Origin of the sequence: Pedobacter sp. HMWF019, assembly GCF_003061025.1 — a bacterium.
In the GTDB taxonomy this organism is placed as follows: Bacteria; Bacteroidota; Bacteroidia; order Sphingobacteriales; family Sphingobacteriaceae; genus Pedobacter.
The window spans coordinates 31,045-41,693 of record NZ_QAIL01000040.1 but is presented as its reverse complement, the minus strand read 5'-3'; the positions used below and the strand labels follow the sequence as shown (position 1 = coordinate 41,693).

10 protein-coding genes are annotated in these 10,649 nt (G+C 41.1%); 3 read left to right on the top strand and 7 right to left on the bottom strand.

The features are described from left to right. Positions 1-92: 92 nt before the first annotated feature. Both DBR11_RS02870 and DBR11_RS02865 read right to left on the bottom strand, forming a co-directional pair. Positions 93-875 (bottom strand): enoyl-CoA hydratase/isomerase family protein, encoded by a 783-nt coding sequence (locus DBR11_RS02870; RefSeq protein ID WP_108550108.1) that lies wholly within the window; start codon positions 873-875, stop codon positions 93-95. A 3-nt stretch (positions 876-878) separates the two neighbouring features. Next, positions 879-1,298, bottom strand: a complete 420-nt coding sequence (locus tag DBR11_RS02865; RefSeq protein WP_108550107.1) for a cobalamin B12-binding domain-containing protein — start codon at positions 1,296-1,298, stop codon at positions 879-881. A gap of 80 nt (positions 1,299-1,378) precedes the next feature. Here DBR11_RS02865 and DBR11_RS02860 point away from each other — a divergent pair, with 80 nt between their 5' ends. Then, positions 1,379-3,040 (top strand): glutamine--tRNA ligase/YqeY domain fusion protein, encoded by a 1,662-nt coding sequence (locus DBR11_RS02860; RefSeq protein WP_108550106.1) that lies wholly within the window; start codon positions 1,379-1,381, stop codon positions 3,038-3,040. Positions 3,041-3,109: 69 nt separating this feature from the next. Here the strand turns inward: DBR11_RS02860 and DBR11_RS02855 are convergent, their stop codons facing one another. Continuing rightward, positions 3,110-3,943, bottom strand: a complete 834-nt coding sequence (locus DBR11_RS02855) for an N-acetylmuramoyl-L-alanine amidase (protein WP_108550105.1) — start codon at positions 3,941-3,943, stop codon at positions 3,110-3,112. 230 nt (positions 3,944-4,173) lie between these two features. Between DBR11_RS02855 and DBR11_RS02850 the strand changes: the two genes are divergently transcribed. Both DBR11_RS02850 and DBR11_RS02845 read left to right on the top strand, forming a co-directional pair. Then, positions 4,174-5,856, top strand: coding sequence for a Zn-dependent hydrolase (locus DBR11_RS02850; RefSeq protein WP_199233741.1), 1,683 nt, complete (start codon positions 4,174-4,176; stop codon positions 5,854-5,856). A gap of 214 nt (positions 5,857-6,070) precedes the next feature. Next, positions 6,071-8,494, top strand: coding sequence for an outer membrane beta-barrel family protein (locus DBR11_RS02845; protein ID WP_158275189.1), 2,424 nt, complete (start codon positions 6,071-6,073; stop codon positions 8,492-8,494). A 2-nt stretch (positions 8,495-8,496) separates the two neighbouring features. On the opposite strand, the gene DBR11_RS02840 is transcribed toward DBR11_RS02845, so the two are convergent. From DBR11_RS02840 to DBR11_RS02825, 4 genes are read right to left on the bottom strand one after another with little or no spacing between them, the layout of a single operon-like run. Further along, on the bottom strand, positions 8,497-8,859 hold the full coding sequence (locus DBR11_RS02840) for a response regulator (protein WP_108550103.1): 363 nt from the start codon (positions 8,857-8,859) through the stop codon (positions 8,497-8,499). A gap of 13 nt (positions 8,860-8,872) precedes the next feature. Beyond that, positions 8,873-9,436: a chemotaxis protein CheB gene (locus DBR11_RS02835; RefSeq protein WP_108550102.1), complete on the bottom strand. Its 564-nt coding sequence runs from the start codon at positions 9,434-9,436 to the stop codon at positions 8,873-8,875. Between the two features lies 1 nt (position 9,437). Next, positions 9,438-10,259: a protein-glutamate O-methyltransferase CheR gene (locus DBR11_RS02830; RefSeq protein WP_108550101.1), complete on the bottom strand. Its 822-nt coding sequence runs from the start codon at positions 10,257-10,259 to the stop codon at positions 9,438-9,440. 5 nt (positions 10,260-10,264) lie between these two features. After that, positions 10,265-10,639 carry a response regulator gene (locus DBR11_RS02825; protein ID WP_108550100.1) on the bottom strand — a complete coding sequence of 125 codons (375 nt, stop codon included), beginning with the start codon at positions 10,637-10,639 and terminating at the stop codon, positions 10,265-10,267. Positions 10,640-10,649: the final 10 nt, after the last annotated feature.

Genomic DNA, 10,649 nt, shown 5'->3' with positions numbered 1-10,649 from the left:
GATCTATATTATTAATATTTAAATATAGAAAAATAAATTTATCGTGTAATATTTTCTACACTTTTTCCTACTCAATTCTAATGCCATGAAATCTACTTCCCGCTGAAAGATGGCTTTCTCTTTTCGAGGAAGGCTCCAACACCCTCTTTAAAATCAGCAGTGCCAAAGCACTTGCCAAATTCACCGATTTCAATTTCAAATCCATCTAATTTGGAATCTCCAGACGCATTAATCGCCTTTATGGCACTGGCTATAGCCAGTGGGGCACGTAGTTTAACTTTATCTAAAATTTCCAAGGCCCTCGCTTTTAAATCTGATGCCGCAACGACGTGATTAACCAGGCCAATTTCTGCCGCCCTTGCGGCAGTGATCATATCTGCTGTAGCAATCATCTCGATCGCACGGCCTTTCCCAACCAGGCGGGACAGCCTTTGGGTTCCTCCATAACCAGGGATCAATCCCAGTGTCACCTCTGGCAGGCCTAACTTCGCACTTTCGGAAGCAATACGGATATGACAGGCCATTGCAAGCTCAAGACCTCCACCGAGAGCAAAACCGTTGATGGCTGCCAAAACAACTTTAGAGCAGTTCTCAATGGCGTTAAATACAGTAGCCTGGCCATGAGCAGCGAGCTCAGCTCCCTCCCGGGCATTATAATGAGCGAATTCAGAAATATCAGCCCCCGCTACAAAAGCTTTTTCTCCAGCTCCGGTGAGTAATACCGCTCTAATATCCTCATGATGTTCTGCAAAAGAAATCGCATCTGCAAGTTCGGCCAGCGTATCTTTATTTAAAGCATTTAATTTTGATTCGCGATTAATCGTCAGGTGCAGAACCTGTTCTTTTATTTCTGAGATAATATTTTGATAATTCATAGTTTAGAAATTTCTGTTTTCAGCTACCCAGTTTTTAATATAATCAACAATTGTCACCATGGTTGTGCCTGGCGCAAACAATTCACCCACTCCTAGTGCTTTAAGCTTCTGCATGTCTCCTTCAGGAATAATCCCTCCACCCGTTAACAATACATCAGACAATCCTTTTTCTTTCATCACAGCAATAATCTTCGGGAAGACCGTCATATGTGCACCAGACAAGATCGAAATGCCAATTGCATCCACATCTTCCTGCAGAGCTGTATTCACAACCATTTCAGGGGTTTGCCGGAGACCGGTATAGATCACTTCCATTCCTGCATCTCGCAACGAGGTTGCAATCACTTTTGCTCCCCTGTCATGTCCGTCCAACCCAACTTTAGCCACTAAAACACGTACTGGCCTGTTTAATGTATTGCTCATAAATTATGCGAATTGTGAAAGGTAAAAGTAATTAATTTAGCGGTTTTATGTTAACTTTGGAGTCTAAATTTACAGTTTTTATGAGTGAGGAAAGATCATTGAACTTTATTGAAGAGATCATTGAAAACGATTTAAACAGCGGAAAATACAAGACCTTGGTAACTCGTTTTCCCCCGGAGCCGAACGGCTACCTGCACATTGGTCATGCCAAGGCAATTTGCCTGAATTTTGGCTTGACCCAAAAGTATGGCGGCTATACCAATTTAAGGTTTGACGATACAAATCCGGTTACAGAGAAAACCGAATATGTAGACAGCCAGCAGGAAGACATCAAATGGCTCGGATTTCAATGGAAAAATGAACTCTATACCTCCGACTATTTTGACACACTGTATGATTTTGCAGTCAAACTGATTCAAAACAATCTGGCTTATGTTGACCACAATACTGCTGAAGAAATTGCAGCACAAAAAGGGACACCTACAGAGTCTGGTGTAGACAGTCAATACAGAAACCGCAGCATCGAAGAAAATCTAGACCTTTTTACCCGCATGAAAAACGGGGAATTTGAAGACGGGGCCTGCACTTTAAGGGCAAAAATTGATATGTCAAGCCCTAACATGCTCATGCGTGATCCGATTGTATATCGCATCAAACACGCAGAACATCACAGAACTGGCAACAAATGGTGCATTTACCCAATGTACGACTTTGCCCATGGCCAAAGTGACAGCATCGAGGAGATCACCCATTCCATCTGCACATTGGAATATGTGTCACATCGCGAACTCTACGACTGGTTCATAGAAAAACTGGAAATCTTTCCCTCACACCAGTATGAATTCGCCCGTCTAAACCTGACCTACACGGTCATGAGTAAGCGTAAACTCCTGCAACTGGTTAACGAGGGAGTGGTTAGTGGCTGGGACGATCCCCGCATGCCAACCATCAGCGGACTGAGACGCCGCGGATACACTCCAGAAAGCATTCGTGAATTTTGTGAAAGAATCGGAATCGCTAAAAGAGAAAATCTGATAGAGCTAAGCCTTTTAGAGTTCTGCATCCGCGAACACCTGAATAAAACAGCCAACCGGGTTATGGCCGTTACAGACCCTATCAAAATGGTTATAACCAATTATCCGGCTGACCAGGAAGAAATACTCGTTGGCGAAAACAATCCAGAGGCAGAAGATAAAGGCGGATACAGGGAAATCCCTTTCAGCAATGAACTTTGGATAGAACGTGAAGACTTTATGGAGGAACCGGCAAAAAAATGGTTCAGACTTGCTCCGGGAGCGATGGTAAGGCTTAAACATGCCTATATTGTAAAATGTGAAGATTTTGTAAAGGATGCAGACGGAAATGTAACCGAGATCCATTGCAGCTACATTCCAGAATCCAAAAGCGGCGAAGACACCAGTGGTATCCATGTTAAAGGAACAATCCATTGGGTAAGTAAAGCACACGCTAAAACAGCCGAAATACGCGTTTACGATCGCTTATTCAGTGTAGAGTCTCCAGATAACGAGGAAGGTGATTTTAAAGATTACCTAAATCCAAACAGTATAGAAGTGATCAAAAACGCCTACATAGAACCTTATCTTGCCAATGCAGATGTAAACTCAAAATATCAGTTCATTCGCAAAGGGTACTATTGTTTTGATAAAGAATCCACCTCTGACAACCTGATCTTTAACCGGACAGTTGGTCTTAAAGATGCCTGGGCAAAAGGGAATAAATAAAACCCATAACAAAAAGGGGCTGATTCTTTGAATCAGCCCCTTTTTGTTATGGAAACATTGCTCTTCTTCCTACAAATACTTTGTGTATAAATTATACAGAATCAGTTTATCGGCAGGCGTTAGCTTTGGAGTAATATCATTTTGAACAAAGTGTCGCTTAAAAGCAGTTATAGCAGCTCCAATATTACTGACATCATATCCAATCAAACGAAGCGCCACATCTGTGTTAAAATCAGAAGGAGGTAATTTCAGCACAGGGTCATACCAATAGCCAAAACCCTTTTCCGCCAGTTTTTTCCAGGGAAATTTATTCGGATCTGGTTTCCGTTTCGGCGCAATATCCGCATGACCAATAAAATTTGCAGTTGGAATACTATACTTTTTCTTCAGCGTGGCCAACAAATAACATAAACTGTTGATCTGCGCATCGGAAAATGGTTCATTTCCATTATTATCCAGCTCAATTCCAATAGAGGAAGAATTCAGATCAGTATCATTTCCCCAACGCCCTACACCAGCGTGGTTCGCTCTTAAATAATCGTTAACCATTTGCACCACTTTACCATCCCTGCTGACCACATAATGCGCACTAACCTGCGTTTTGGTCAGCGTAAATGTTTTTATTGTTTCTTCCAGCGAATTTTGAGCCGTATGATGAATAATCACGAAATTAGGCTTTCTGATACCGAAATTCACGGTCCCGATAAATGACTGTAAACCTTCACCTAAAGAATCTATCCGCTGATTTTCCGGAGGAAAAGCCTGTATCGTTTCGGCAAAAGATTTCGCCTGCTGTTTGTAAACCTTATTCGTTGCAGCATACCTGCCTGAGGAACACGCACTCAAAAAAAGAACAATACTGCAGATCAGCAAAATATTTGCCGGGAAGCTTTGGTTTGACATTTTCAATTTCTTAATCACCCTGTGAAATTAACCAATATTTATCTAAATGGTTTGGAATACCTTAAACTTTGTTTGTGCCCTGCATTTTTTTACTAATTTAGTTGCACTCTTAAATGCGGAGAAATTTAAATTTCGCGTTCCCGGGTAATTAAAGAATATTCATGAAAAACAATTGTGGACCAGGCAAGTAACACATGCCTGAAAAACACAATAAAACAAAAACATCCAAGATGAAGAACATAAAAAAGGCAACTCATCTCCTCATCGGCTGTGCTGTAGTCGCAGGCATGGCATCATGTACGGGCAATCCGGACAAAAAAACGGCAAAAACGGGAAAATCAACTTCCGCACAAGACAGCTTGCAAGACTATGTAAATCACCGTATCGGTATCTATGAGACCGTGAAACTAACCACCAACCTGAATGACCTGAGTATTAATGAAAGAAAAATACTTCCCTTACTGATTCAGGCTGCCCAGATCATGGACGACCTGTTCTGGAAACAAACCTACCCAAAAGCAGACAGCCTTCTCAATACCGTTAAAGATGAAAATTCAAGGTCATTTATAAAAATCAATTACGGTCCCTGGGACAGGTTAAACGGAGATAAACCTTTTATTACAGGAATTGGCCCTAAACCAGATGGTGCCACTTTCTACCCGGAAGGTATGACCAAAGAAGAGATTGAAAAAGCCAATCTCAAAGATAAGTTCAACCCTTATTCTGTAATTAGAAAAGATGGTACAGGCAAATTAAGTGTCGTTCCTTATCATGTACTTTTCGCCACCGAACTTCAGCAAGCCTCAAGTTTGCTCAAACAGGCAGCTTTACTGGCAGAAGACCCGGGGCTAAAGAAATACCTTAATTTAAGATCAGAAGCCCTGGTTACGGATAATTATTCGGCCAGCGACTATGCCTGGCTCGACATGAAAAACAATGGTTTAGATATCATTATCGGGCCGATTGAGAATTACGAAGACAAAATGTTTAATGCCCGTACTTCTTATGAATCTTATGTACTCGTGAAAGATAGGGTCTGGAGTAAACGTCTTGCAAAATATGTAAGTATGTTGCCAGAATTGCAAAAAGGACTGCCGGTTGCAGAAAAATACAAAACAGAAACACCGGGTACCGATAGCGAACTGAATGCCTATGATGTGGTTTATTATGCGGGCGATTGTAATGCCGGATCAAAAACCATCGCGGTAAACCTTCCAAATGATGAGATTATCCAGCAAAAGAAAGGTACACGCCGTTCTCAGCTAAAAAATGCCATGAAGGCGAAATTTGATAAAATCCTTATCCCTATCGCAAAGGAACTGATTGATAAAGACCAGCAGCAATACATCAAATTTGATGCTTTCTTCGCTAATGTGATGTTCCATGAAGTTGCCCACGGACTAGGGATCAAGAAAACCATTACCGGTAAAGGATTTGTTAAAGAAGCGTTAAAAGAACAGTATTCCTGGCTGGAAGAAGGAAAAGCAGATATCCTGGGCCTTTATATGGTGACTGGTTTACATAAAAAAGGAGAGCTCTCCGGAGACATCAAAGACTACTATACCACCTTTATGGCAGGTATCCTGCGTTCTGTAAGATTTGGTGCCGCCAGCGCACATGGAAAAGCCAATATGCAGTGTTTTAATTTCTTCAAAGAAAAAGGCGCTTTTTTAAGAACAGAAACTGGGGCCTATAAAGTTGATTTTGACAAATTTGCAACTGCGATGAACGAACTGAGCAATGTCATCATCACCCTTCAGGGAAATGGGGATTACAATGCTGTTGCCAAAGTACAAAAAGAAAAAGCAGTCATTCCTGCAGAATTACAGTCTGACCTGGATAGACTTAGTAAAAAAGGCATTCCTGTAGATATTGTTTTTGAACAGGGTGTAGATGTTTTAGGCGTTAAGTAACGTTCGTTTTTAAGTTTTGAAAAGCCGGAGATGTTATATTTCCGGCTTTTTTTATGGATTTTGGTGAGAAAATTTCGACCTCTCTGTAACCTTTTCTTTTTTTCCTCGTCTATAAAAAAACCGCAGATACTACTCTTAATTTTTCCCGGATACAAATGGAAAACATAATTCATTATGCCAAGGGCTTGGTATGCGCATTATAAAACCTAAATTCATGAAAACACTCTACGCATTTTTCCTGATGCTGTTTATTACAACGACCATATCACAGGCCCAGACCCCTTTAGCTACAGGAAATATTTCTGGTACCATCACAGATGAAAATAAAAAGAACCTGGATTATGTGACTGTCGCCCTGTTTCACCTCCCCGATTCTACCCTGATAAAAACAGCCCTGACAGATCCGCAGGGAAGATTTCAATTCAACCAGATCAAAGCTGGTGCCTACTACCTTAAGGCAAACATGATGGGTTATTCGCTCTTAACTTCAAAAGCGTTCGTACTCGACAATACACATCAGAACATCAGCTTAAATGACCTTCAGATCATCTCTACAAGCAAGGCCCTGAACGAGGTCAGTGTGGTTGCAACCAAGCCCCTGCTGGAAAGAAAACTGGACAAGCTGGTTATGAATGTAGAAGGCAGCAGTGTAATGACTGGTTCATCAGCCCTTGAAGTCCTTCAAAAAGCACCTGGCGTTTCCGTGGATCAGAATGATCAGATTTCTATGCAGGGAAAACAAGGCGTAATGATACAAATAGATGGAAAACAAACCTATATGAGCTCCGCTGATGTAACCAGCATGCTGAGAAACATGCAAAGTTCCCAAATCGAGTCTATTGAGCTGATCACCAATCCATCCTCTAAATATGAAGCTGCAGGCAACTCTGGTATCATTAACATCAAGACCAAGAAGCAGCAGAACGCAGGCACCAATGGAAGTATCATTCTGGGCGCTGCACAAGGCCGTTATTTCAGAGGAAATACGGGCATTAACCTTAACCACCGGGCAGAACACTTCAACATCTATGGAAATTACAACTACGGGGTCGTAAAGCGCTTTCAGGAAACTTCCATAGACCGCATCTCTACCCTGGGTACAACCAATACTTATTTTAATCAGACCGGAAATTCCATCACCAGGAATTATAACAATAATTTTAAAGCAGGAATTGATATCTTCCTAAATAAGAACAACACGCTGGGCTTTATGTTTAACGGGTATTTGAACAACGAGAAACAGAACTTTGAAAATCAAACCTTTATAGGTTCTGCTGCCGGGAAAGTGGATTCGGCGCTTTTTTCGAATAATGATTTTAAAAATAAATACCAGAATCTTTCCTATAATCTGAACTATAAGGCAGTATTGGATACTACAGGTCAGGAACTGACCGCCGATCTGGATTATTCAAAATATTATGGAAATCAAGATGCCAGTTATGTCAATAACCACCTGTACCCAGATGGTTCTCCTCTACGGCCAACCAGTTACATGAACAATCAATCACCTTCCCATATTGATATCAAAGCCCTAAAGGCCGATTACACCTTACCATTAAGTACATCCTTGAAACTGGAGACAGGCGTCAAAGGCAGCTGGGTAAAAACAGACAACAACTTTATCTTTCAGGATGAATTCAACGGGGCAGGGAGCAATCGTTTTATCTATAAAGAAGACATCTATGCCGGATATTTCAACCTCAGTAAAGAATATAAGAATACAAACATTCAGATTGGTTTAAGAGCAGAACAAACCAGCTCTCTGGGCAATTCTGTGAACAAAGACAAAATCAATAAAAGGAATTACCTGAACCTCTTTCCCACGATGTTTGTCAATCAGAAACTATCCGAGCAGCACAGCATTGGATTTTCCTACGGCCGTCGCATAGACCGCCCCAGCTATGATGCTCTGAACCCCTTTATTTTCTACCTGGATCAGTATACTTATAATCAGGGCAATGAATTCCTGAAACCCCAGTACACCGATAATTTCGAATTCAACTATACTTTCCTTCAAAAGTACACCCTTACCCTAAACTACAGCTACGTACACGATGCGATTATTGAAGTTTTGTTGCCAGATAATGTGAAAAAGGCCTTGTATCAAACCAGTGTAAACGTAGACAAGAATACCTCTTACAGTGCCAATTTAAATGTCCCTGTCGCCATCACAAAATGGTGGCAAACCAACAATAACCTAAATGTATTTCATTTGAATTTCCAGCAGGCCGACCTGAGTGGACAGGACCTCAATACAGGAAAAACCTCCTTTCAGTTCAAGTCTCAACACTCCTTTATCATTAGAAAAGATCTAAGCGCAGAACTAATTGGGTCTTATGAGTCTCCATTGGTTTACGGAACCTTAAATCTAAAAGCCCGTTACGGTATCGACATGGGCCTCAGCAAATCTTTTATGGATAAAAAAATGAATGTCAAACTTGCGCTTAGCGATGTTTTTAATACGCAGATCACTAAGCTCAGCAGTGCCTATCCCGGACTTAAATACAACCTGAATCAAAAGAATGAAAGCCAGGTTGGCAGGATAACCCTCACCTATCGCTTTGGAAAAAATGAAATCAAACCTGCCCGAAAACGTGCTACAGGTGTAGAAGAAGAAACAGGGCGAATGAAAAACTAAACTTATAAATGTTTGCTTACGATCTTCTCCAATTCCTCAATATCAAAGGGCTTGGAGAGGTATCCATCCGCTCCCGCTTGCTCTGCAAGTGACTTTACATCGTTATTTGCAGAGAAATAGATGACAGGAATATGCTTTAGGTTCTCGTGCCTTTTAAGTTCTCTGGTCGCATCTATGCCTCCTACATCCGGCAACCAGTTATCCATAAAGATCAGGTCTGGTATATATGCCGTTACCTGGTCAATAATGTCGTTGGAAGTTGAGGAGGTCTTAATTTCGTAACCTGCATCCTCCAGGATAATTGTACATAATTCCAGTATTTCCGCATTGTCATCAAAAATGAAGACTTTTTTAGGTGTAGCCATTTATAGGGATTATTTAGGACAACAAATTTATGAATTCTGCCATATCTTCAATGTTTAAAATTCGATCTATTTTCACATGCTGTTTTGCCTGCTGCGGCATAAAAGCGACCTGAGCTGTCTCCGGATTCTGGATAATAGCCGTTCCACCCCATTCTTTAACTGTTTTCAAACCATTAACGCCATCCGAATTTGAGCCCGAAAGCAGCAGACATACCAATTTCCTTTTGTATACTTCGGCGGCGGTTTGAAACGTAACATCGATCGCCGGCCTGGAATAGTTTACCTTTTCGGAGTAATCCAAAGAAAATGTCCTGTTCAGTTCCACCAGTAAATGATAATCTGAAGGAGCAACATATACTGTTCCGGGAACGATCTCTTCTTTCTCTTCAGCCTCCTTAACTTCCATTCTCGTTCGTCCGGAAAGCAACTCAGGTAGTAAAGAATCTGCCCCATGCTTTCTGTGTATCACGATAATAACCGGAAATTTTATATCTGGCCTGATCGCTGGCAATACACGAAGTAGAACATCCAGGCTTCCGGCAGATCCTCCAATAATTAAAGCTTCACAGTTTTCCATTTTAATTCGTTTTTCGCCAGATTTTCTCGCTCTGCAGTCTTTTGTATTTCCTGGAAATCCTGGAAAAGTCTATCGTTTCCTTCGTTCCCAGGGCAAGATAGCCGAGATCTTCCAGACTGTCATCAAAAAGCTCCAGGACCTTATGTTGTAAATCACGGTCAAAATAGATCAACACATTTCTACATAAAATTAACTGAAATTCATTAAAAGAATGATCTGAAACCAGATTATGTGTCGAAAAAATCATTTTGCCCCGCAGTTCGTCATTAAATTTCGCAAGTGAATACTTTGCAGTATAGTAGCTTGAAAAATCATTTTTACCTCCGGAAAGTATATAGTTCTCTGAATATTGCTTCATATAACTTAGCTGAAACATTCCCTGCCCCGCTTTTTCCAGGACAGAAGGGTTAAGATCTGTAGCATAAATCAACGACTTATGCAGCAAATTTAACTCCTTTAACAGAATAGCAATAGAGTAGGCCTCTTCTCCGGTAGAACAGCCGGCCAACCAGATCCTGATAAAGGGATAAGTCCCCAATCTGGGCAACACAACATCACGCAGCGTTTTAAAGAAAACAGGATCCCGGAACATTTCCGTAACATTTACCGTAATCTGTTCTACAAATCGCTTAAAATATACGTTGTCGTTAATAATTTTATATCTGAACTCTGCAAAACCCGGGATTTTATCCAGGGAATACAGCCGGATCACCCTTCTTTTTAAGGAAGCTTTAGAATAGCCTGTGAAGTCATATCCATAATGTTCCAAAAGGTCTGACAACAAGATCTCAACTTGTTCATCGCTAATTAAAGGCAGTTCCAAATTGTTTATTTTAGGTGTTGTGAGAGTAACAGTGTCAAACTGTCTACGTTAATTGGTTTAGAGACGTAACCTTTGGCTCCGGCCTCCAGACACCTCTCCCGATCGCCCACCATAGCCTGTGCGGTGACAGCGATTACAGGAATATCCTTAAGATCCGGTATCTGCTGCATTTTTGCCATAGCCTGATAACCATCCATTCCTGGCATCATCATATCCATCAATACCACCCCAATTTCTTCATCTTCAGCTAGAAGCTGAAGTCCTTCTTCCGCACCTGTAGCAGACAAGCAAGTATAGCCCTTTGCCTTCAAAACCGCTTTAAGAGCAAATATATTGCGGTTATCATCATCTACTATTAATACTTTTTTTGTGTTCCCCATAAACTCTACG

Bases quoted from the DNA above. Each gene is read 5' to 3' on its own strand.
- DBR11_RS02840 (WP_108550103.1), bottom strand. From the start codon at position 8,859: ATGGCTACACCTAAAAAAGTCTTCATTTTTGATGACAATGCGGAAATA.
- DBR11_RS02865 (WP_108550107.1), bottom strand. From the start codon at position 1,298: ATGAGCAATACATTAAACAGGCCAGTACGTGTTTTAGTGGCTAAAGTT.
- DBR11_RS02835 (WP_108550102.1), bottom strand. From the start codon at position 9,436: ATGGAAAACTGTGAAGCTTTAATTATTGGAGGATCTGCCGGAAGCCTG.
- DBR11_RS02870 (WP_108550108.1), bottom strand. From the start codon at position 875: ATGAATTATCAAAATATTATCTCAGAAATAAAAGAACAGGTTCTGCAC.
- DBR11_RS02845 (WP_158275189.1), top strand. From the start codon at position 6,071: ATGAAAACACTCTACGCATTTTTCCTGATGCTGTTTATTACAACGACC.
- DBR11_RS02825 (WP_108550100.1), bottom strand. From the start codon at position 10,639: ATGGGGAACACAAAAAAAGTATTAATAGTAGATGATGATAACCGCAAT.
- DBR11_RS02850 (WP_199233741.1), top strand. From the start codon at position 4,174: ATGAAGAACATAAAAAAGGCAACTCATCTCCTCATCGGCTGTGCTGTA.
- DBR11_RS02855 (WP_108550105.1), bottom strand. From the start codon at position 3,943: ATGTCAAACCAAAGCTTCCCGGCAAATATTTTGCTGATCTGCAGTATT.
- DBR11_RS02860 (WP_108550106.1), top strand. From the start codon at position 1,379: ATGAGTGAGGAAAGATCATTGAACTTTATTGAAGAGATCATTGAAAAC.